The 21,833-nt window shown below is 74.0% G+C and carries 18 protein-coding genes; 4 read left to right on the forward strand and 14 right to left on the reverse strand.

The window, feature by feature from the left end; translation table 11 throughout:
- Window positions 1-30 precede the first annotated feature (30 nt).
- The 3 genes from PYR91_RS02075 to PYR91_RS02085 form a co-directional block, all read right to left on the reverse strand.
- Window positions 31-2,142 carry a hydantoinase/oxoprolinase family protein gene (locus PYR91_RS02075; protein ID WP_279777298.1) on the reverse strand — a complete coding sequence of 704 codons (2,112 nt, stop codon included), beginning with the start codon at window positions 2,140-2,142 and terminating at the stop codon, window positions 31-33.
- Window positions 2,143-2,238: 96 nt separating this feature from the next.
- Entirely contained in the window at window positions 2,239-3,141 is a 903-nt protein-coding gene (locus tag PYR91_RS02080) for a hypothetical protein (protein ID WP_279777299.1), read from the reverse strand.
- Window positions 3,142-3,441: 300 nt separating this feature from the next.
- Complete coding sequence (locus PYR91_RS02085) at window positions 3,442-4,110, reverse strand: carbon monoxide dehydrogenase subunit G (protein WP_279777300.1); 669 nt, start codon at window positions 4,108-4,110, stop codon at window positions 3,442-3,444.
- Between the two features lie 184 nt (window positions 4,111-4,294).
- On the opposite strand from PYR91_RS02085, the gene PYR91_RS02090 reads away from it, so the two are divergent.
- On the forward strand, window positions 4,295-5,299 hold the full coding sequence (locus PYR91_RS02090) for a methyltransferase (protein ID WP_279777301.1): 1,005 nt from the start codon (window positions 4,295-4,297) through the stop codon (window positions 5,297-5,299).
- 17 nt (window positions 5,300-5,316) lie between these two features.
- Here PYR91_RS02090 and PYR91_RS02095 read toward each other — a convergent pair whose 3' ends face one another.
- The 4 genes from PYR91_RS02095 to PYR91_RS02110 all read right to left on the reverse strand — a co-directional run bounded on the left by PYR91_RS02095 (window position 5,317) and on the right by PYR91_RS02110 (window position 9,886).
- Window positions 5,317-6,276, reverse strand: a complete 960-nt coding sequence (locus PYR91_RS02095; protein ID WP_279777302.1) for an NAD-dependent epimerase/dehydratase family protein — start codon at window positions 6,274-6,276, stop codon at window positions 5,317-5,319.
- A 468-nt stretch (window positions 6,277-6,744) separates the two neighbouring features.
- Complete coding sequence (locus PYR91_RS02100) at window positions 6,745-8,286, reverse strand: tetratricopeptide repeat protein (RefSeq protein ID WP_279777303.1); 1,542 nt, start codon at window positions 8,284-8,286, stop codon at window positions 6,745-6,747.
- Between the two features lie 36 nt (window positions 8,287-8,322).
- The gene (locus tag PYR91_RS02105) at window positions 8,323-9,087 is read right to left on the reverse strand and encodes a hypothetical protein (protein ID WP_279777304.1); all 765 of its coding nucleotides are present in this window, start codon (window positions 9,085-9,087) and stop codon (window positions 8,323-8,325) included.
- A 52-nt stretch (window positions 9,088-9,139) separates the two neighbouring features.
- Complete coding sequence (locus PYR91_RS02110; RefSeq protein WP_279777305.1) at window positions 9,140-9,886, reverse strand: Crp/Fnr family transcriptional regulator; 747 nt, start codon at window positions 9,884-9,886, stop codon at window positions 9,140-9,142.
- Window positions 9,887-10,171: 285 nt separating this feature from the next.
- On the opposite strand from PYR91_RS02110, the gene PYR91_RS02115 reads away from it, so the two are divergent.
- Window positions 10,172-11,659: a cytochrome ubiquinol oxidase subunit I gene (locus PYR91_RS02115; RefSeq protein ID WP_279777306.1), complete on the forward strand. Its 1,488-nt coding sequence runs from the start codon at window positions 10,172-10,174 to the stop codon at window positions 11,657-11,659.
- 9 nt (window positions 11,660-11,668) lie between these two features.
- On the forward strand, window positions 11,669-12,622 hold the full coding sequence (gene cydB, locus PYR91_RS02120; RefSeq protein ID WP_279777307.1) for a cytochrome d ubiquinol oxidase subunit II: 954 nt from the start codon (window positions 11,669-11,671) through the stop codon (window positions 12,620-12,622).
- Window positions 12,623-12,672: 50 nt separating this feature from the next.
- Here the strand turns inward: cydB and PYR91_RS02125 are convergent, their stop codons facing one another.
- The 7 genes from PYR91_RS02125 to PYR91_RS02155 form a co-directional block, all read right to left on the reverse strand.
- Entirely contained in the window at window positions 12,673-13,059 is a 387-nt protein-coding gene (locus tag PYR91_RS02125) for a peptidase inhibitor family I36 protein (RefSeq protein WP_279777308.1), read from the reverse strand.
- Window positions 13,060-13,307: 248 nt separating this feature from the next.
- Window positions 13,308-15,698, reverse strand: coding sequence for an aerobic carbon-monoxide dehydrogenase large subunit (cutA, locus tag PYR91_RS02130; protein WP_279777309.1), 2,391 nt, complete (start codon window positions 15,696-15,698; stop codon window positions 13,308-13,310).
- A 13-nt stretch (window positions 15,699-15,711) separates the two neighbouring features.
- On the reverse strand, window positions 15,712-16,209 hold the full coding sequence (locus PYR91_RS02135) for a 2Fe-2S iron-sulfur cluster-binding protein (RefSeq protein ID WP_279777310.1): 498 nt from the start codon (window positions 16,207-16,209) through the stop codon (window positions 15,712-15,714).
- Window positions 16,202-17,074 (reverse strand): FAD binding domain-containing protein, encoded by an 873-nt coding sequence (locus tag PYR91_RS02140; protein ID WP_279777311.1) that lies wholly within the window; start codon window positions 17,072-17,074, stop codon window positions 16,202-16,204. Before PYR91_RS02140 ends, PYR91_RS02135 begins: the two co-directional genes overlap by 8 nt.
- Complete coding sequence (locus PYR91_RS02145; RefSeq protein ID WP_279777312.1) at window positions 17,071-18,441, reverse strand: solute carrier family 23 protein; 1,371 nt, start codon at window positions 18,439-18,441, stop codon at window positions 17,071-17,073. Before PYR91_RS02145 ends, PYR91_RS02140 begins: the two co-directional genes overlap by 4 nt.
- Before the next feature lie 247 nt (window positions 18,442-18,688).
- Window positions 18,689-18,814: a hypothetical protein gene (locus PYR91_RS02150; protein WP_279777313.1), complete on the reverse strand. Its 126-nt coding sequence runs from the start codon at window positions 18,812-18,814 to the stop codon at window positions 18,689-18,691.
- A gap of 268 nt (window positions 18,815-19,082) precedes the next feature.
- A complete protein-coding gene (locus PYR91_RS02155) occupies window positions 19,083-20,648 on the reverse strand; it encodes a PucR family transcriptional regulator (RefSeq protein WP_279777314.1) in 1,566 nt (521 codons plus the stop codon).
- A gap of 147 nt (window positions 20,649-20,795) precedes the next feature.
- Between PYR91_RS02155 and PYR91_RS02160 the strand changes: the two genes are divergently transcribed.
- Window positions 20,796-21,713, forward strand: a complete 918-nt coding sequence (locus tag PYR91_RS02160; protein ID WP_279777315.1) for a DUF2877 domain-containing protein — start codon at window positions 20,796-20,798, stop codon at window positions 21,711-21,713.
- The last annotated feature ends 120 nt before the right edge of the window (window positions 21,714-21,833 follow it).

Here is a 21,833-nt window from a genome sequence, read left to right on the forward strand (position 1 = left end):
CGTCGCCGTACGCCCGATCGCCGTGGTCGCTCACAGCGGGATCGTCTCCCGCCGGACCACCAGGTTGCCGCGGTCGTCGACCTCGACGGTGAAGCCGGGGTGCACCGGCAGCGTGGAGCCGTACTCCTCGATCACCGCCGGGCCGGTGACGACGTCGCCGCGGCGCAGGTCGCCGCGCTGGTGGACGGGCGCGGTCCACCAGCCGTCCTCCGGGTAGGCGGGCGGCGGCTCGGCGTCCGGGGGCGGGGTGAAGGTCGTGGGCCCGGGCGGGCTCTCGTCGAAGTACACGCGCCGGGTCGCCGGGGACGGCGGCGGGCCGTCGCCGGGCGGGCCGAGCTCCGGGATGGCGGGCCGGGTGATGGGCCCGATGCCCGAGACGCGAAGGTTGACCCATTCGACGGCGTGCCGGGGGTCGTCCCGGTAGCCGTACCCGTAGAGCGTGCGGTGGGCTTCGTGGAAGCGGTCGAGCACCTCGGCCCGCCACGCGGCGTCCACCGGCCCCGCGGGCGCCGGGACGCGGACCTCGTAGGCCTGGCCGTAGTAGCGAAGGTCGGCGCTGCGCGCGTAGACGTGCCGCTCGGCGGGGAAGCCCTCGCGGTCGAGCGCGACGGCGGCCTGCGACTCCAGCTCATCGAAGACCTCCGCGGCCGTCTCGGCCGGGAGGTCGCGGGTGACGCGCGTGCGGACGTAGTCGTTCTTGACGTCCACCGTGAGCAGCCCGAACGCCGAGACGTTGCCCGGGTTCCGCGGCACGATCACCGCCGGGAGCGACAGGATGTCGATCAGGCGGCACACCAGGAGCGGGCCCGACCCGCCGAATGCCACCATGGGGAAGTCGCGCACGTCCAGGCCGCGTTTGACGGTGATCTGCCGGATCGCGTTCGACTGGTTGAACGCGCTGATCTCCAGGATGCCCGCGGCCGTGCGCTCGGGTGACAGGCCCAGCTTGTCGGCCAGCGCCTCGACGCCGGCCCGCGCCGCGTCCGCCGACAGCGGGATCTCCCCGCCGAGCAGGTGCGGCGGCACGCGCCCGAGGAAGACGTGCGCGTCGGTCACGGTCACCTCGGTGCCGCCCCTGCCGTAGCAGATGGGGCCGGGGTCGGCCCCGGCCGACTTGGGGCCGGCCTTGAGCGTCCCCTCCGGGGAGATCCAGGCGATCGAGCCGCCGCCCGCGCCGACCGTGACGATGTCGATCATGGGGATCTTGCACGGGTAGCGGCCGATCGACCCCTCGGTGGTCAGGGACGGCTCGCCGTCGACGACCACGGCGACGTCGGTCGAGGTGCCGCCGCCGTCGAGCGTGATCACCGACGGGTGCCCGGCCGCGTCCGCGATGAGCGCGGCGCCCAGCGCGCCGGCCGCCGGGCCCGACAGCACGGTCGTGATCGGCTGGTGGACGACCTCGGACGCCGACAGCACGCCGCCGTTGCTCTTCATCACCGAGAACGGCATTCCGAGGCGGGAGGACAGGTTGTCGATGTAGCGGCGCATGGCCGGCTTCACCGCGGCGTCGACCAGGGTGGTGACCGAGCGCTCGTACTCGCGGTACTCGCGCAGCACGTCGCTGGAGATCGACACGACCGCGCCGGGGTGCTCGCGCTCCAGCACCTCGCGCATGCGCCGCTCGTGCCCGGGGTCGGCGTAGGAGTGCAGGAAGCACACCCCGATCGTGCCGACGCCCTGGTCGCGGAACCACCGCGCCACCTCGGCGGCCTGGGCCTCGTCGAACGGGCGCACCTCCCGCCCGAGGTGGTCGAGCCGGCCGCCGACCGTCCTCACCCGGTGGACCGGGACGATGCGGGGCGGCTTGACCCAGAAGTAGGAGTTGCCGTAGCCGTCGGGGACGCTCTGGCGGGCGATCTCCAGGACGAACTCGAACCCCTCGGTGGTGACGAACCCGAGGTCGAGCGGCCGGTCTTCCAGCAGCTGGTTGGTGGCGACCGTGGTGCCGTGCACGATGCCGTTGACGTCGGCGAGGCTCCGCCCGGACAGGACCTTGTGCACGCCGTTCATGAAGCCGTCCGCGGGGTCGGCCGGGGTGGACGGGGTCTTCGTCGTGGTGATCTGGCCGGTCTGCTCGTCCACCGCGACCACGTCGGTGAACGTGCCTCCGGTGTCGACGCCGATACGGACGCTTCGCATGCTCCCAGTGTTTACTGTTCGCCTCCCGCCTGGCGAACCAGCAACGTTCGCCAAGGAATGGGCCGAGGGTGGGCACTTCTCGTCCGGCGGCCGCCGTCACGGGGCGGAGGAGATGTCCTCCATGCGGGCCGCCAGCTGCAGGGGGTCGCCGGTCAGCAGGGCTGAGGCGGCGCGCCACCAGGCGAACCACTCGCCGCTGCGCCACATCCAGTCGGCGCGCTCGATCGCGGCGATGACGTCGCCCTTGGCCTGCCATCGCGCGCCGACCTGCTCGACGGTGGCGCCGTTGCGCAGCGCCCACCGGCGCAGGGTCTCCGACGCGTGCGGGTCGACGGTCTCGGCGTAGGGGTCGGGGTCCTCGCCGGGCAGGGCGTGCGGGCCGAGGCCGGCCGCGACGCCCCAGCTCCACTGGGCTTCGGCGGGGCCGGAGTACCGCAGCGAGGAGAAGTCGAGGTCGGACCCGGGCACGCCGCCGGGCCGCGTGACGACGACGGCGTCCAGCCGCCCGCCCGCGTCGAAGGAGACGACGAGGCGCCGGCCGGGGGCCGCGCCCTCGGGGAGGGCGAGGCGGTCCTCGGCCTGCCAGGAGTTCAGGTCGACCGTTCCGACAGGCGGGCCCCAGGCCAGGTCGGCGGTGTCGTCGGCGATCCAGGCCGCCAGCATCTCGAGCACGGTGAGGTCGGTCCAGGGCTCGATCGCCGTGGTGGCGGCGAGCACCTCGTCGGGCGCGGGGATCTTGCCGCCACGGCCGGCGGACCACCAGCCGGCGCCCAGGGCGCGCGTGCCGATGAGCAGCCCGGCGACGGCGGCCAGCTCGGAGGAGCGCCTGGTGAGCGCCGCGCCCTGAGCCAGCTCCACGCAGCGGGCCGTCCGCTGCTCGCCGAGCACGTCCGCGGCCTCGTCGAGGAGCAGCCGGGCCGTCGGATGCTCCTGGTGGAACAGGTCGCGAATGAGGCGTCTTGCCTCGTTTCGAGCGTCCTCCGCACGGAACTCTCGCATATGTGCCACGTTACGCCGGGAGATCCTCTTCCGCGAGATCTCCCGGGCCGCCGGGATCTACCTGGACGGACGGCACGCTCCTGGCCTGCGGCGACGCTCCTCACGTCCCGATCCGGACACGGCGGGGGCGCCGGGCCCTTGACCGCCCGCAGGCCTGACCGCGCGATACCGCGGCACGCACGGGCACGCCGGTGCCATGGCCTGCCGCCGCCACGTCCCGCCCCAGGCGCGCGCGTTGCGTGGAGCGGGGCAAAGATCTAAGGACGAGGAGCCGCCCGGCGCCGGGCGAGGCGGCCGGCGTCAGCGGCGGCGGCCGGAGCGGCCGAGGAGCCAGCCGATGACGACGCTGCCGAGCGTGATGCCCGCGCCCATGCCGAAGGCGGCGAGCACCGGCCAGGCGGGCCCGCCGGAGCGCGCGCGGCGGGGCGGCCGCTGGAACACCTGCCCGAGCGTGTAGCCGGCCACCCGATCGAGGGCGCCTCCGCCCGCGGGGACGAGCTCGCCCGGCTCGCCGGCCGTCTCCTCCCCGCCCGACCGCAGGTGGTCCTCGACGGCGGTGAAGAACTCCTCGGCGGTCTTCTTGGCGACCGAGCCGAGCATGCGCTGCCCCACGCCGCCGATCATGCCGCCGACCACGGCCTCGGCGTCGTAGTCGACCCGGGTGGCGCCGTCGTCCACCTCGCTCAGCCGGATGTGCACGGTGGCGTCGACGGTGCCCGGCGCTCCGGCGCCGCGGGCGCGCAGCGTGAAGCGCTCGGGCTGCTCGGGATCGGACAGGGCGACCTCGCCCTGGTAGACACCCTTGATGGAGGCGACGCCCGCGGTGACCGTCATGCGGTAGGTGTCGGCTCCCGTGGCCTCCAGGCGCTCGCACCCCGGGATGGTGCGCACGAGGACCTCCGGGTCCTGGAGCGCGTCCCACACACGTCCCCGGTCGACGCCGACGACAGCACTGCCAACAACCTTCATGGACACCTCCGATGCCGAGAGACTAAAGACTCCCGCCCGGCGCGCGGAAGAGCAACTCCAGCCGGCCCCGGCGCGGCCCGCGCGGCACCGGGCGGCGCCGCTCCCCCGCGGTTTAACCGGTTGCGCGGCCCGCCGGGCGCGGCCATGCTGGCCCGCCGGTGCACCGAGGTGAAGGGGAGACGTGATGACGGGCGAGGCGGAGCGGGGCCGGGGGCTGGGGACGATGGCCGACCTGGTCACCCCGATGGCGATCCGGACGGCGGCCACGCTGCGGATCGCCGACCACCTAGCGGGCGGCCCGCGCACCGCGGCCGAGCTGGCCGCGACGGTGGGCGCGCACCCGGGCGCGCTCGACCGCCTGCTGCGGCACCTGGCCGCCGAGGACGTGCTGCGCCGCGACGCGTCCGGGCGGTACGAGCTGACCGGGCGCGGCGAGCAGCTCCGCGACGACCACCCGTCGGGGCTGCGCGCCATGCTGGACGTCGAGAGCGCGATCGGCCGCGCCGACCTGTCCTTCGTGCGGCTCCCGGAGGCCGTGCGCACCGGCGGCCCCGCCTTCCCCGTCCACTTCGGCCGTTCCTTCTGGGACGACCTGGCGGCCGACCCCGCGCGGAGCGCCTCCTTCAACGCGCAGATGGGCGTCGACGTGGCGGGCGACGCGCCCGCCATCGTCGCCGGCTACGACTGGGGCTCGCTCGGCCACCTGGTGGACGTGGGCGGCGGGGACGGCACGCTGCTGGCGGCCGTCCTGGCGGCGTACCCCGGCCTGCGGGGCACGGTCTTCGACCTGCCGTCCGCCGCCGGGGCGGCCCGCGCGACGCTGGAGGCGGCGGGCCTGGCCGGCCGCGCCGACGTCGTCTCGGGGAGCTTCTTCGACCCGCTGCCGCCCGGGGCGGGCGGCTACCTGCTGTCGGCCATCGTGCACGACTGGGACGACGAGCCCGCGCGCGCCATCCTGCGCCGGTGCGCGGAGGCGGCGGGCGGGCGCGGCTCCGTGCTGGTGGTGGAGAAGATCGGCGCGGACGGCGAGTCGCCGCGCACCGCCATGGACCTGCGCATGCTGGCGTACTTCGCCGGCAAGGAGCGCGGCGTCGCCGAGCTCACCGCCCTGGCCGCCGGCGCCGGTCTGCGCCCGGTGGCGGCGCACCCGGCGGGAGACCTGATCGTACTGGAGCTGGCCGCCGCCTGAGCCGGGCGGTTCGGGGGTCAGCGGCCGGCCTGGGCGGCGAGCCAGTCGCCGTACCAGGCGAGGGTGGCGTCCAGGGTCCGCGGGAGCGGGGTGGGGCTCGTGCCGAAGGCCCGCTCGAAGGCCGAGGAGTCGACGATCTGCGGCTCGGTGTGCTGGTAGAACATCTCGTCGTACTCGTTCATGAACACCTCGTCGAACGGGCCGATCGGGCGGGCCCGGTCGAGCACGACGACGTTCAGCGGCCGTCCGACGCGCTTCTCGATCATCTCGTGCACGTGGCGGGTGGTGGTGGCGGGGGCCGTCGGCAGGTGCCACACGCGGCCGTCGCCCTCGGGGCGCTCGCCCAGGGTGGCCAGGCCGGCGGCGACGTCGCCGATGGAGCTGTAGCTGTGGGGCAGGTCGATGTCGCCCAGGGCGAGCACCTCCCCGCCGGTGAGCGCGCCGGGGAAGACGGCGCCGCCGAGCGTCGAGTTGAGCACCCCGGGGCCGACGAAGTCGGCGGCCCGCCCCAGCACGACACGCGCGCGGCCCGCCCGGTGGGCGGCGAGGTAGCTCTCGTCCAGCCGGGCCCGCAGGAGCCCCTTGCGCGTGGTCGCGCGCCAAGGGGTCTCCTCGGTCATCACCGCGCCGCCGGTGCGGCCGTAGGGGTAGAGGGTGTCCAGCACCACGAGCCGGGTGGGCTCGGCCTCGACGGCGGTCATGATCGACTCCTGGATGCGGGGCAGGAGGTCGACCTGAAGGTGGTAGGCGACGTTGACGCAGTGGTACACGACGGCCGCCCCCTTGATCGCGGCGCGCGTCTCCTCGACGGAGCTGACGTCGGCCGCCGCGCGCTCCACCCCCTCGGGCGCGGGGCCCTCGCCCCGCCGGTCGACGAGCCGCACCAGGTGGCCGCGGCGGGCGAGCTCGCCGGCCAGGGTGGTGCCGGCCGGGCCGGATCCGAGGACGACGTGCAGGTCGCGCTTGCCGGAGGACATGAGGGCTCCTTATGGATACGGGGTGACACCTGAACTACTGCTAATCACCTTTGTTACTAGCTATAACAAATAGCATAACCCATCACAGCACGACGGCGCCACACCCCGCGGGCGCGCGCCGCGGCGGGGTGGGCGCACGGAGGCCGATCGGGCGTCTTCGCCGGTCGTCGCCGGGGAACGGAGGCGTCCGACGGCATGCCAGATCGGGCCCCCGCCGAAGCGGGGACCCGATCACGGCGGGAGCCGGGAGACGGCCGGCGGTGTCAGGCCGGCAGGCGGGACCAGAAGTCGCGCCACCACTGGGCCACGCGGGCGATGAGGTCCGAGACGCCGACGACGCCGACGACGGGCGGCCGCCTGCTCAGCTCGTCCAGGATGACCTCCCTGAGACGGTCCGCCTCCCGGGGCGTGAGGCCCCCTCGCGGCCGCGCCGGGACGTGGATCCTTCGCGCGCGTCCACGCCCGCCCCTACGAGCCCCGCCGGTCGTCACCGGTGATCTCGGCCCACAGCCGCGCCACCAGTGCCGCCAGCCCGGCGTCGTGCGCCACCTCGCGGTTGATCCTGGCCAGGGCGTCACGCACCTTGGCCTCGTCGAACCGGCGCCGCTGCCCGACCTCGTTGCGGATCTCCCCCAGCTCGAACAGCGCGTTCCCGCGCCGCTCGGGGTCCAGGCCGCTGGAGGACACCTCGCGTTCCAGGTCGTCGACGCGGCCCACGATGTGCCCGTTGATCTGGACGCGCTCGATGTGCGAGAAGTCCCCGGCGCTGACGTTCAGATGGTGCCCTTGCCCGCTCTGGTTTCCCGACATGGGTGTCCCTTCGTGGTCACGGCTCATCGCGGCGCCCGCCCCCACGCTGAACAGGCCGATCTCGGAGATGCTCGCGTGGTCGCCGGCGATGATGCCGTGGTTGTTGTAGATGGTGTGGTGGGTGACCTTCGACCGCTCGCGTTCGGAGCGGTTGTGCTCCCAGTTGTTCAGCCGCCGCCGCAGCTCCTCGCCGCCGATGAAGCGGGCCTCCGCGAGCGCGGTGAGCGTCATGTCGCCGTAGACGCTGGAGTGCGAGCCGCTGACCAGGTGCGCGACCAGGCGCGCGTCCGTGCGGGGGATCCTCGCCACCGCGTCACGGATGTGCCGCCCGAACTCGGCGGGCCGGCGCAGCTCCTCGTCGACCACCGCCAGGTTGACCAGCGGGTACGGGCTCTCGGGCCACAGCCGCGCCGACGCCTCCAGGTACGCGGTGGCCTGCCCGGGCTCGCGGGGCGGGTCCAGGGCGATGAGCCCGGCCTCCATCAGCAGGAAGGCGGCGCCCTGCCGGGCGGCGGCCCCCGCGGGCGTCGCCTCGGCCGCGCCCCGCGACAGCAGCAGCGTGTGCCCCTCCACCAGCAGCCGGTAGGCCGCGGGCCGGTCGGTGCGCGCCAGCAGGTGGGCCAGGCCGAGCCTGGTCTCGGCCGCCAGCGGCCGCAGGCGCAGCGCCGTCTCGAAGGCCTGCCGGGCGGTGACGGTGTCCGACAGCTCGGCCCGGCAGGCCGCCAGCAGGTGCCACGCCGCCGGCAGCGGGTCGTCCCCTGAGCCCGGGAAGGCGGTGAGGACGGGCACCAGCGCGGCGGACGCCTCGGCGTACCGGCCGTGCGCCATGAGCAGCCGGGCGCGCTGCACCGTCACGAACGCGCCCGTGGCGGGATCGGCCGCGGCCGCCGCCGCCCGGTCCAGCGCGATCCCCGCCTCCTGGAGCAGCGCGCCGTGGTCGATCCAGATCTGCGCCGTGTTGGTGAGCACCACCGGATCGTCCGGCGCCTCCTGGAGCAGCGCGCCGTACCCCCGCAGGGCCTCCTCGTACCGGCCCGCCGCGTGATGCCCGATCGCCTCGCCCAGCGCCCGCGCGTACTCACGGCGCCGGGCCTCGCGCTGCCGCACCCCCTCCTCCCTTCCGCGCGCGGCCATGCGGGAGCGGAGCACCCTTATGGCGGTGAAGCTCGCGGCGGCGGCCAGCGTCGCGCCGGTGCTCACCCGTTCACCGCCATCCCCGCTCCCGTGCCTGGCGCATCAGTCCTCGATGTTGACGATGGGCGCGAGCCGTACGACCCGCGCCGGCGGGCCGGCGTGCCGGTTCCCGGGCGCCGCGCCCGGGGACGGGCGCGGCACGGCTCCCGGCACGCTGCCGGACGGCCTGCCGCCGGCGGCGTCCGGGACGCTGATCCACGCCGCGACGGAGCCCTCCTTGGCGTGCACCGTCACCGGGTGGAACGCGTCTTTGCGCAGGTCGCGGTACTCGTGCTCGATGACGTCCTCGAACAGGGCGCCCGAGACGATGACGGCGAGGTCGGCCTCGGGGTGGCGCGTCAGCGCGCGGCGCAGCTCGTCGCTGTCGCGCAGGCGGCACACCGTGTTCACCGCACGGCCGGCGAAGCCGTTGTCCCCGACCCGGGTCGGCCCCTGGTGGTAGGCCAGCCGCAGGCGCAGCCGCACGGGCGCGTCGCCGCCCAGGTGCCGGTTGTGCTGGCGCAGGGCGATGCGCAGCTCGCTGGTGAACCCGGCGATGATCCGCGACTCGCTCACCCCGGACGGCAGCAGCAGCAGGGACCCGTCGCCCTGCTCCTGGTGGAACATGACGGCCTCCGAGCCCGCCTCCACGTACGCGGCGCGCTCGGCGAGATAGAGCCGGTCCAGGCCCGCCTCGCGGCCGGCCGCGCCGATCACCTCGACGAGACGGCGCTGGATCTCCCGCTGTTCGGGGTCCGAGCGCCGGCTGTACCGCTCGACGTCGAGCGCGACGCACAGCCGGCGGACCTCTCCGCTCAGGTCGTTCACCGGTGTTCTCCTTCGGGCGAGACGGCTGGATCGCTCCAGGGTCTCGCCGCGCTCACGCCGGAACCTCATAATCCAACGGGTTGTCGCCGAGACCGGCGAACGCCTGCAGACGGCGCATGTCGTGGACGACGATGCGGCGGTAGCCGGTGCCCAGCACGCCCTGCCGTCGCAGCAGGGTGAGCGTCTTGTGGACCGTCGGATCGGCCGCTCCCACCAGGGCGGCCAGCTCGGGCTGGGTGAGGGCGACGCCGATCATGATTCCCTCACGCACGGGCTCCCCGTACGACCAGGCCAGCTCGACCAGGACGCGGGCCAGCCGCGTCGGGGTGGAGAAGGTGCCGAACTCGACGCGCCGGCGGGTGGTCCAGCGCACCTTGTTCACGACGGCGCGGTTGACGGCCAGCGCCGCCTCGGGCGAGCGCTGCAGGAAGCCCAGAAAGGCGTCCTGGGAGATGAGCTGGACCAGGCACGGCCCGGCCGCGGCGACGGTGGCCCCGCGGGGAAGGCCGTCCAGGGCGGCGAACTCCCCCACGAGGTCGCCGCCGACGCGGATGCCAAGCAGCGCGACCCTGCCGCTCTCGGTGTTGGCGGTGACCTTGACGCACGCGTCCACCAGCAGGAAGACGTCGGTCGACCGGTCGCCTTCCAGGATCAGCGTCTCGCCGGTGGTGAACTGCCTCGGGCGCCCCAGCCCGAGCATCTCGTCTCTGACCGGCTCCGGCAGGCTGCCCAGGAGGCTGCCGCGGGGCCAGTTGCCTACCTTGCGGATCACGCGGCGCCCGGGCTCGGAGCCGATCATGATGGTCCTCCAGCGTGTGTGGCGGCCGTTGGGCCGACGGTCGCGACCCGGTCCCCGCCTGGGCCTGCTGCGTTTTGGTTGTGCTCTTCAACTATGGGAGCGCTTGCTTGCGGACGGCTTGCGGGCAGCCGACAAGGCTCACCGGGCCGTCGCGGGGCTCATGGCGACCGGGGCGCACCCCTGTGTGACGAAGATCATGGCCGGACGCCGGCGGTTTACTCTACGTCTCGTAGTACTACTAGAAGTAGAACTACAGCCTGTAGAGCTTCGCACGTGAGAGGGCGCATGGACGCACTGGACCTGGCACGGTGGCAGTTCGGGGTCACCACCGTGTACCACTTCCTCTTCGTACCCCTGACCATCGGCCTGGGCGTCTTCGTCGCGGGGCTGCAGACGGCATGGCACCGCACCGGCCGGGAGCACTACCTCAGGCTGACCAGGTTCTTCGGGAAGCTGTTTCTGATCAACTTCGCCATGGGCGTGGTCACCGGCATCGTGCAGGAGTTCCAGTTCGGGATGAACTGGAGTGAGTACTCCACGTTCGTCGGCGACGTCTTCGGGGCCCCGCTGGCGCTGGAGGCGCTGCTCGCGTTCTTCCTGGAGTCGACGTTCCTCGGGCTGTGGATCTTCGGCTGGGACCGGCTGCCCAAGCGCGTCCACCTGGCGTGCATCTGGGCCGCCGCCATCGGGTCCAACCTGTCGGCGTACTTCATCCTGGCGGCCAACGCCTGGATGAAGCACCCGGTCGGGTACGAGGTCACCGGCGGGCGGGCGCGGATGACCGACATCGGGGCCGTGCTGACCAACTCGACCGCCCTGGCCCAGGTGCCGCACGTCATCGCCGCGGCCTTCCTCGTGGCGGGCGGGTTCGTCATCGCGGTCAGCGCGTACTGGATCCTGCGCGAACGCCGCGCGGACGCGGCCTCCAGGGACGGCGCCGGAACCGCCGGGGCGCCCGCCGCGCCGGGCGCCCGCTCCCCCGCCGGAGGCGGGCCGGGCCCGCGGGCCGCCGGCCCCTCGATGTGGCGCACCAGTCTGCGGGCCGCGCTGGTCATGACGGCGATCGCCGGCGTGGTGGTCGCCGGCAGCGGCGACCTGTCGGCCCGGCTGGTGCACGAGCAGCAGCCCATGAAGCTGGCCGCCGCCGAAGGCCTGCGGCACGACGAGAACGGGGCGCCGTTCTCCCCCGTCCCGGGCGTGGAGGTGCCGAACCTGCTCAGCCTGCTCGCCGCGCACGACCCCCGCGCGCGGGTGCAGGGCGTCGAGGACATCCAGCGGCGGTACGCCGAGCAGTTCGGCCCCGGCGACTACACCCCGAACGTGCCGGTCGTGTACTGGTCGTTCCGCGTGATGATCGTCTTCGGCATGGCGGCGGCGAGCCTGGCCGCCCTGGGGCTCTGGCTGACCCGGCGCCGCCGCCCGGCGCCGGCGTGGTTCGCCCGGGCGTGCCTGTGGGCGCTGCCGCTGCCGACGATCGCGGTGATCGCCGGGTGGCTGCTCAGCGAGATCGGGCGCCAGCCGTGGACCGTGCAGGGCGAGCTGCTCACGGCGGCGAGCGTCTCCCCCGGCGTCTCGCTCGGCGAGGTCGCGACCTCGCTCGCCGTCTTCACCCTGCTGTACGGGGCCCTGGCGGTGGCCGAGGCCAGGCTGCTGGTTCGCCACGTCAAGGCGGGCCCCGCGCCGTCCGCCCCGCCGCCGGGGGCGGAGCCCGGCACCGGGCCCGGGGACGCCCGCGCGGCGACCGCCCCGCTCGCCCCGACCCTGATGTACTAGGAGGCCGCCGTGGAGCTCACGACCGTCTGGTTCCTCGCCATCGCCGTCCTGTGGACGGGCTACTTCGTGCTGGAGGGCTTCGACTTCGGCGTCGGCGCGCTGCTCGGCGTGCTGCCCCGGGGCCGGGCCGAGCGCGGGCAGGCGCTGGAGACGATCGGCCCGGTGTGGGACGGCAACGAGGTCTGGCTGATCACCGCCGTCGGCGCCATGTTCGCCGCGTTCCCCGCCTGGTACGCGGGCCTGCTGAGCAGCTTCTACCTGCCGCTGGTCGCGGTGCTCGCGGGGCTCATCGTGCGGGGCGTCGCCCTGGAGTGGCGCGGCAAGGTGACCGCCCGCGAGCGCCGGCTGTGCGACGCGGGCATCATGGCCGGCAGCGCGCTGACGGCGTCCCTGTGGGGTGTGATCTTCGGCCATCTGGTGTCGGGCACGGTGACGGCGGCCCTGCTGGGCGGGGCCTTCTCGCTGTCGCTGGCGGTGCTGCACGGCGCGGTGTTCCTCGGCCTGAAGACCGCCGGCCCGCTGCGCGCCCGCGCGCGCGGCGTCGCGCTGGCGGTCTCGGCGGGGGTGCTGCCGGTCGCCGCCCTCGTGCTGCCCGCGCTGGCCCGGGCGGCCTCGACCGGCCCCGGCGGCCCCGCGGCCGGTGCGGCGGCCTGGGCGGCGAACCCGCTGCCCTGGGCCACGGCGCTGGGCGCGATGGTCGCGCTGGCCGCCGCCGTCGCGCTGGTCTGGCGCCGCCGGGAGGGATGGGCGTTCACCGCGACCGCCGCGGCCATCGCCCTGACCAGCGCGACCCTGTTCGCCGGCCTGTGGCGGGCGCCGCTGCCCGGCCTGACCCTCGCCGAGGCCGCCTCGGGCCCCTACACGCTGGGCGTGCTCACCTGGATCGCCCTGGTGGCGCTGCCGTTCGTGCTGGCCTACCAGGGCTGGACGTACTGGGTGTTCCGCAGGCGCGTCACCGCCTGAGAAGGCGGGCGGGCGCCCCCGCCACGAGGGCGCCCGCCCGCGGCGCGGCGTCAGCACATGTCGGGCAGCCCGACCGCGTCGATCCTCCTGCCGAAGTTGGTGTCGTAGGCCTTGGCGTAGTCGCCGGGGTTCACCCTGCGGCGCTCGGCGGGGTCCCAGTCGATGAAGCAGCCCGTGGCGTTGGAGTAGAAGGAGTAGACGTGGTCGTGCAGGTTGGACGGCATGTCGCGGTAGCCGCTGGCGGGGGTCCACCGCCACGGCGCCCCCGCGTAGTCGCGGTCGCGCCAGAAGCAGATCTCCCCGCTCCCGCACTGCTCGGCCGCCCGCCGCAGCGCCGCCGGCTTCTCCCCCGGCGACAGCCGGGCGGACACCGGCCCGTCCGGCGCGGGCCCGCCGGCGGCGCCCGCCTGGACGGGCGTGGCGGCCGCCAGCACCATGCTCGTGAACCCGATCGCGGCCGCTGCCGCCCGAACCCCTCGCCTGTGTGGTCTCACTGTCGGCGTCCTCTCGTGACATGGCGCCGGAGGCCGGCCACCGTCGGCGGCGATCTCCCGGCGCACCAAGACAGTCACGGAATGTAGCAATGACGGCACTCAGCGTGACATGACCGCCTGGTCGCATGACGGTCGCCGCGACGGCAGCCCCTCCTTACCTCCGGGCCATGGAAGCGGCCCCGGCCGGGTCGTCAGGGGGCGGTGGCGCGGCGCAGCTCGTACAGCTCCGACGGAGAGATCGGCATGCGGTCGACCGTGATGCCCTCGGCGTCCTCGACGGCGGCGGCGATGACGGCGGACACCGGGATCACGCCGGCCTCGCCCGCGCCCTTGACGCCGAGCGGGTTCAGCGGGGACGGCGTCTCCAGGTGCGCCGTCTCCACGAACGGGATCTCGGTGGCGTACGGCATCAGGAAGTCCATGAAGGAGGCGTTGAGGAGCTGGCCGTGCCCGTCGTACACCATGCGCTCGTACAGCGCGCCGCCGACGCCCTGGGCCACCCCGCCATGGATCTGCCCCTCGACGATCATCGGGTTGATCAGCCTGCCGCAGTCGTGCACGACGGCGTAGCGCAGGATGCGGATCTCGGCGGTGTCCGGGTCGGTCTCCACGATGGCCGCGTGCATGCCGGAGGCGAACGTGGAGCGCACAGGGGAGTAGTAGTCGCGGCCCTCCAGCCCCGGCTCCTCCCCCGCCTCCACCGGCGGCCGGTCCATCGACGCGGGCCCGGCGAACTGGGTGGCCCTCTTGGCCTCCTCGTCGAAGGCGTACCGCAGCGGGTTGGACAGCACGGCCACCGTGGCCAGCGAGATGGACGCCTCGGGGTCGCCCGCCACTCGCACCACCCCGTCCTCGATCTCCAGGTCGCGCGGGTCGGCCTCCAGCGCCTCGGCGGCGATCCTGAGCGCCTTGTCGCGGACCTTGCGCGCGGCCAGGGCGATCGCGTTGCCGCTCATGACGGCGGCCCGCGAGGCGAACGTGCCGACCGCGTAGCCGAACCGCCGGGTGTCGCCGGTGACCACCGAGACGCGGTCGAGCGGCACGCCCAGCTCGGTGGCGGCGATCTGCGCGAACACGGTCTCGTGGCCCTGGCCCTGCGAGGTGAGGCCGGTCGAGACGTGCACCCGCCCGTCGGAGGTCACCTGCACGTGGCCGCCCTCGTACGGCCCGACGCCGGTGCCCTCGACGTAGCAGGCCAGGCCGATGCCCAGCCGCCTGCCCTCGGCCGCGGCGCGCTCCTTGGCCTGCGGGAAGGCGTCCCAGCCGATCAGCTCCTTCAGCATGCTCAGCGACTTCGGGTAGTCGCCGCTGTCGTAGATGAGCGGCCGCCCGTCCTGGAAGATCAGGCCCTGGTCGTAGGGGAACTCGCCGGGCTGGATGAAGTTGGCCGCGCGCACGGCCGTGCGGTCGAGGCCGAGGTGGGCGGCGATGCGGTCCATGGTGCGCTCCATGCAGAACACGCCCTGCGGGCGCCCGGCCCCGCGGTACGGCGTTACCTGCACGGTGTTGGTGTAGATCGAGGAGAACTCCACCCGGTAGGCGCCGATGCGGTAGGGCCCGAGGAGCTGGGTGGCGGTGATGATCGGCACGATGATGCCGTACGGGGTGTAGGCCCCGTGGTCGTGCAGGATCGTCACGTCCAGGCCGAGGACGCGGCCCTCGTCGTCGAAGCCGACCCGCACGTGCTGCACCTGGGCCCGCTCGTGCGCCGAGGAGATGAAGTGCTCGCGGCGGTCCTCGGCCCACTTGACCTCCCGGCCGAGCAGCATCGCCGCCCACGGCACCAGCACCTCCTCCGGCCACGGATGCACGATCTTGACGCCGAACCCGCCGCCCACGTCGGGCGCGATCACCTCGACCGACGGCAGCGGCAGGCCCAGCTTGGCGGCGACCGCCATGCGCACGCTGGTGGAGGTCTGGGTGGAGCTGTACACGCGCAGGGAGCGGTCGTCGGCGTCCCACCGGGCGTAGACGCCGCGGCCCTCCAGGGGCGTGGAGGCGCTGCGCTCGATGTCGAGCCGGAACGCCAGCACGTGCGGCGCGGCGTCGACGGCCTCGCGCGCCCCGGCGCCCCCCGGCGAGGGCACCTCCTGCACCAGGTGCGCGCCGACGTTGCCGGGCACGTCCTCGTGCACCAGGTGGACGCCCTGCACCGCCTCCTCGATGCCGACGACCGGCTTGAGGAACTCGTAGTCGACCTCGATGAGCGCGGCGGCGTCCTCGGCCAGGTAGCGGTCGCGCGCCACGACCATGACCACCGGCTCGCCGACGTGGCGCACGACGTCCCTGGCCAGCGGGTAGGCGGTGCGGCCGTGGGTGAGCGCCGGGTGCGGAATCAGCAGCGGCAGCGGGTCGCGCACCCCTTCGGGAAGGTCCTCCCAGGTGTAGACGGCGACCAGGCCGTCCACCTCCAGCGCGCCCGACACGTCGATGCCGCGGATGCGGGCGTGGGCGTGGGGGGAGCGCACGAACGCGGCGGCCAGCGCGTCCTTCCCGAGGTCGTCGAGGTAGCGGCCCTCGCCCGTGATCAGGCGGAGGTCCTCCCTGCGCTGGACCGGCTCGCCGAACAGCTTCGTCGTCACGCCTCATCACCCATCAGCTTCGCCCTTCGGCCTCGCCCATCAGCTCGGACGCGCGGTGGACCGCCTTCACGATGTTCTGGTAGCCGGTGCACCGGCACAGGTTGCCCGAGATGCCCTCCACCACCTCGTCGTCGCTGGGCGCGGGGTTGTCACGCAGCAGGGCGGTGACCGTGCACAGGAAGCCGGGGGTGCAGAAGCCGCACTGCAGCGCGTGGCTCTCGGAGAACGCGCGCTGCACCGGCGACAGCGAACCGTCGGGCTCGCGCAGCCCCTCCACGGTGGTGATCTCGCGGCCGTCCACGGTGACCGCGAAGGTCAGGCACGAGCGCACGGGCTCGCCGTCCAGCAGCACCGTGCAGCACCCGCAGACGCCGTGCTCGCAGCCGACGTGGGTGCCGGTGAGCCCGAGGTCGTGGCGCAGGCAGTCCGACAGCAGCCGCCGGCCGGGGACCCTGGTCTCGCGCGGGACGCCGTTGACGGTCAGGCGGATCTCGTGCAGCTTCTCACCCATCGGCGGCCTCCCCGGCGGCGACGCGCAGCGCGCGCTCGGCGAGCACCCCGGTCAGGTGCCGCCGGTAGCCCGCGGTCGCGTGGATGTCGTCCCCGGGGTCGACGCGCAGGCTCACCGCGCGCGCCACCGAGGGCCAGTCGACGGTCGCGGCGGGGCGCCCGCCGCACTCCTCGGTCACGTCCAGCGGCGCCGGGCGCGGGCCGACGCTCACGCAGGCCACCCGCGCCGACCGGATGCGCAGGTCGTCGTCGAGGCTCACGACGGCCGCGACCCCCGCGACCGCGTAGTCGCCGTGCCTGCGGGCGACCTCGGCGAAGGCGGTGCCGGTGCGCGGCGTCAGGGCGGGGAAGAACGCCGAGACGGCCAGCTCCCCGGGCTCGGCCGCCGACTCCATCGGGCCGGTGAAGAAGTCGGCGGCCGGGACGTCGCGCTCGCCGCCGCCGTGCCGGGCGAGCCGCACCGACCCGCCCAGCACGACGAGCACGGCGGGCATCTCGGCGGACGGGTCGGCGTGCACCAGGCTGCCCACCACGGTGCCCCGGTTGCGGATCACCGGGTGCGCCACGTGACGCAGCGCCGTGCGCAGCAGGGGCTGGGCCCGCGCGGCGGAGTCGGACCGCTCGACGGCGGCGTGCCTGGCCAGCGCGCCCACCCGCACCCCGGCGCCGCCGGCCTCGATGGTGTCAAGCTCGGGGACGCGGTTGATGTCGACCAGGTGCGCGGGGGCGGCCAGCCGCATGTTGAGCAGGGGGATCAGGCTCTGGCCGCCGGCCAGCACCTTGCCGTGCGGCGCGGTCGCGGCGAGGATCTCCAGAGCCTCGCCGACGTCGCGCGGCGCGTGGTAGTCGAACGCCGAAGGCTTCACGTGCTCCTGTCGCTCCCCTCCGCCGGCACCGGGGCCGGGTGGTCCGGCGCCGGGCGGCGCCCGGCGATCGCCCGCAGCAGGTGGTACCCGCCGAGCACCACGATCGTGCCCAGGGCGATGCCCGCCAGCGAGAACTCACCGGTGATCTGGTGGGAGACCGGGCCGATGGCCAGAATGATGCCCGCTCCGGTCGGCACCATGTTCACCGGGTCGGAGAAGTCCACCCGGCTCTCGATCCAGATCTTCGCGCCGAGAAGGCCGATCATGCCGTACAGGATGACGGTGATGCCGCCCAGCACGCCGCCGGGCGTGGCCGCCACCAGCGCGCCGAACTTCGGGCACAGGCCGAACAGGATGGCCACGACGGCGGCGATGTAGTAGGCGCCGGTGGAGTAGACGCGGGTGGCGGCCATGACGCCGATGTTCTCGGCGTAGGTGGTGGTGGGCGAGCCGCCGACCGCGCTGGCCAGCGCGGTGCCGACGCCGTCGGCGAAGACGGCCCTGCCCATGTACGGGTCGACGTCCTGGCCGGTCATCTCGCCGACCGCCTTGACGTGGCCGATGTTCTCGGCGATCAGGGCGATGACGGCGGGAAGGGCCAGCACGATGGCCGAGACCGCGAAGTTGGGCGCGTGGAAGTCGGGCAGGCCGAACCAGGGGGCGTCGGCCACGCCCTGGAAGCTCACGCGCGGGTGGGTGTCGATCTGCCCGGTGCCGGCGTTGAGCGCGGTGATGTTCCCGAACAGCCGGTCGGCCACCCACGAGAGCAGGAAGCCGATCACCAGGCCGAGCAGGATGCCGATGCGGCCGACGAACCCGCGGAACGCGACGATGATCACGAAGGTGACCACCATGGTGATCAGCGCGATCCACTGGTCCTGCGGCCAGTAGATGTCGGCCACGACGTAGGCCAGGCCGAAGCCGATGAGCATGACCACCGCGCCGGTGACCACCGGCGGGAAGATCTTGTTGATCGACCGGACGCCGAGGTAGTGGATCGCGATGCCGCACACCGCGAGCACCGCGCCCGCCACGAGGATCGCGCCGGTGACGGTGCCGCTGTCGCCGCCGCCCGCGCGGATCGCCACCACGGCCCCGACGAACGACGCCGAGGTGCCCAGGTAGCTCGGGATCCTGCCCTGCACGACCAGCAGGAACAGGATCGTGGCGACGCCGGACATCATGATCGCGAGGTTGGCGTTCAGCCCCATCACCAGCGGGAACACGAACGTCGCGCCGAACATGGCGATGACGTGCTGCGCCCCGAACCCCACCATGCGCGGCCAGCTCAGCCGCTCGTCGGGCTTGACCACCTCGCCCGGCGCGAGCGTGCGCCCGTCGCCGTGCAACTTCCATCCGAAGGCCATGAGAGCCCTTTCACTTACCGGGCCGGGTGTCGGCGGCCACCCCCGCACGGCGGACCTCCGCGGCGTTCTGCTCCATCGTCGTCGGCGCTCCCCCCGGCGCGTGGCACCGTGGGGATCGTCGTCCGTTGCGGGCACATTAGACCCATCGGGACCCGCCCGCATGGTAAGGATCTGCCAAACGTGCCGTCCCCACCGGCACTCCTGTTGCGCACCACCACACCGCACGACGAGTGAGCACCCGCGGCCGTCACGACGCGCCGACGGCGTACGCGACGCCCCCGGTCGTCTCCTCCCGGGTGACGGGCTCACCGCTCCGTCGAAGGCGGGCCGGTCGCGGCTCGTCCCAGACGTCCCGCGCGCGCGATCCGGTCATGCGGGCGGCGCCTGCCGCGCGGCGGTGAGGTAGGCCCACACCCTGTGGCCGGTGGCGGGGGTGCCCTGGTGGCCGGCGAGCGCGGCGAGCGCGGCGACGATCGGAACACAGTCCGAGCGAAGCGAGGCCCGTTCGGCGGTGACTCGTCAGTTTCCGCTCGCAACGGCGATGAAGGGTTTCGGACGTGCGCTGGGGGCCGGGCGGGGCTCCCGTAAATGGGGGTCGAGCGGAGCTGGGGCCCGTTCGCGGGGCGGGCTTGACAGGGTTGTCAGATTCCTCGCATCCGCAGGACGTGGAGGGCCAGGGTGAGGTTGAGGCGGAGGTGGGCGTCCTCGGTGAAGTTGCCGAGCATGCGCTCCAGCTTGCCGATGCGGTAGCGCAGGGTGTTGTAGTGGAAGTGCAGGCGGCGGGCGGTCTCGGCGACGTTGAGGTTGGTCTCCAGCAGCACCTGCAGGGTGCGGCGCAGGTCGGCGTTCTCGGCGTCCTCGTCGAAGGCCAGCGGGCCGAGGGTCTCCTTGACGAACGAGTGCAGCTCGGCGGTGTCGTTCACCAGCGACAGCAGGCGGTAGACGCCTAACTGGTCGAAGTGCGCGACGGCGCCCGAACCGTGCAGCTGGCGGCCCACCCGCGCGGCCTTCAGCGCCTGGGCGTAGGCGTCGGGCAGCGTCTCGGCGCCCTGGGCGACGCGGCTCATGCCGGTGGAGAAGGTGGCGGGGCGGGCGTCGGCGAACGCGGCCACGGCGTCCCTGGCCAGGCGTCCCATGTCGGTCTCCGAGCCGACGACCGCGACCACCTCGTGCGAGAAGCCGGCCACGGCGCCGCGCGGGTCGTGCCGCCTCAGCGCGGTCACCCAGGCGGTGAGCAGCCGGTCGGGCGGGATGTCGCACTCTGGGTCGATCTCGGCGACCAGCACGCCGACGGGCCGTTCCAGGTCCCAGCCGAAGGCCCGGGCCCGCGCCGGGACGCGGACCCCGCCCCGGCCGGTGAGCACGTCGCGCAGGAAGTCTGCCCGGTACTTGCTCTCGACGGCGTTGACGGCCTCCTGCCGGGTGACCACCAGCGCCGCCACCGTGGCGGCACGTTCCAAGATGCCGATGTCGCCCTCCCGGATGGCGCCGCCGGGGCTGTGGGCGACGATGCGCCCGTGGTGGTGCCCGCCCGCGACCACCGGGACGACCGTGTAGTCGCCGGCCGAGACGGCGGGCGCGACGCGCAGCACGGCGGCGTCCCCCTCGGCCGACAGGACGTGGCCGGCGGGGTCGACCACGGCCACCGCCACGTCCAGCAGGCCGGCGACCTCGGCGACCACCTCGCGGAGGCCGCCGCCGGCCAGCACGATCTGCACCAGCGCCCGGTGGGCCTCCTCCGTGCGGGCCAGCAGGGCGGCCTGCCGGTTGAGGATGTCGGTGAGCACCTGGTTGAGGATGTCGTCGAAGCCGACGTCGTTGGGCAGCAGGATCAGCGGGAAGCCCAGCCGGTCGGCCTGCTCGACCATCTCGGCGGGCAGTTCGTCGACGTACCTGCCGAGCTTGATGCCGAGCGCGGCCAGGCCCCGCTCGTCGAGGTCGGCCACCAGCCGGTCGAGCGACTGGGGGGTGTTGCGCAGCGGGTAGCCGGTGGTGAGCAGCAGTTCGTGCGGCTTCACCCAGGCCAGGATGTCGGGCACCTCCATCACGTTGAGCCGCTGCACGATGCGGCCCAGGCCGTTGGCGCCGCCGATCAGGCGGGCCTTGGCCAGGGTGGAGACGCCGAGCACCTCGCCGACCGAGATGCCGTGAATGATGGTGCCCGTGGAGGCCAAACGCATCGCCGGGGGTGCTGGGTCAGCAGACATGGTCATGCTCCAGGGTGGAACGCCGTTTCGCGCATTGTGGCGGAACAGGGAGTCTGTCAACAAGAGCCAACTCATCGAAGAACTGTTGTCAGCTTTCTCCGTACGGTCACCCACCGGACCGTTCTACGTTTCCTCGCGGGAGGCCGAGTGACACTGGGGACGGGCACGAGGGTTCGCCACCGGCTGCCGGCGCACGTCGAGGCGTTCGGGGCGGCGAGCACCGCCATCCGCGCGGCGCTGGAGTCGCCGAGGCGGCCGGCGCGGGTGCTCGCGGCGTTCCCGCTCGGCGTCTACCTGGAGATCCGCACCGAGACCGAGCCGTCCGTCGTCGCCATCGTGACCGGCGAGGCGACGCGGCTGCCCAACGCCGTCGTGGTGGGCGAGCCGCTGCCGCCGGTCTCGGCGGGCGACGAGGCCATGGTGGGCGACGGCCGCATCGACGTCGGCCGCTTCACCGTCCGAGTGCGCCGCTGGTGGGACCCCTCCCCCGTTCTGGGACGGCTCGACGTCAAGGCGCTGCCCTCGGCGGGGGCGCGGTTCGACGACGTGTGCCGCGCGTCCGCGCGCCGCCCCGGCCTGGAGCAGGGCGGCGCCGGCGCGCTGCTCGCCGAGGGCTGCCGGCGCGGCTCGCTGGTCATGACGCTCACCGCCGCCGAGCAGCTCATGGGCCTCGGCCCGGGGCTGACGCCCAGCGGCGACGACATGCTGGCCGGCGTGCTGGTGGCCCTTCGCCACCTGGGCCGCGCGACCGGCACGGGCAGGGCCGTGTGGCTGGCCGACTGGCTGGCCGCCACCGTGGCCTTCGACGCCCGCACCCGCACCACCCCGATCTCGGCGACCCTGCTCCACTGCGCCGCGCGCGGCGAGACCTGCGCGGACGCGGCGACCGCGTTGCAGGCCCTCGCCGGACGCCGGCCGCTGGAGCCGGCGGTGCACCGCCTGCTCCACCTGGGCCACACCTCCGGCGCCGACCTGGCGTGGGGGCTGCGGACGGGACTGTCGGCCGTCGTGGCGCTCAGCGGCGACGCACGCGCGCGCGGCGACCACATGCGACACGACGTGTGAGAGACCGTGTAAGAGATCGCATGAGAAGCGATGATCCACCGATCAGAGTTGGCGACGCCATGGGAGGGGCGGTGAGCGACAGTTGAGTACGAGCACCGACAAGGTGGAGGTGCGCACCGG

The organism is Sphaerisporangium sp. TRM90804 (genome assembly GCF_029846175.1).
Taxonomy (GTDB): domain Bacteria; phylum Actinomycetota; class Actinomycetes; order Streptosporangiales; family Streptosporangiaceae; genus Sphaerisporangium.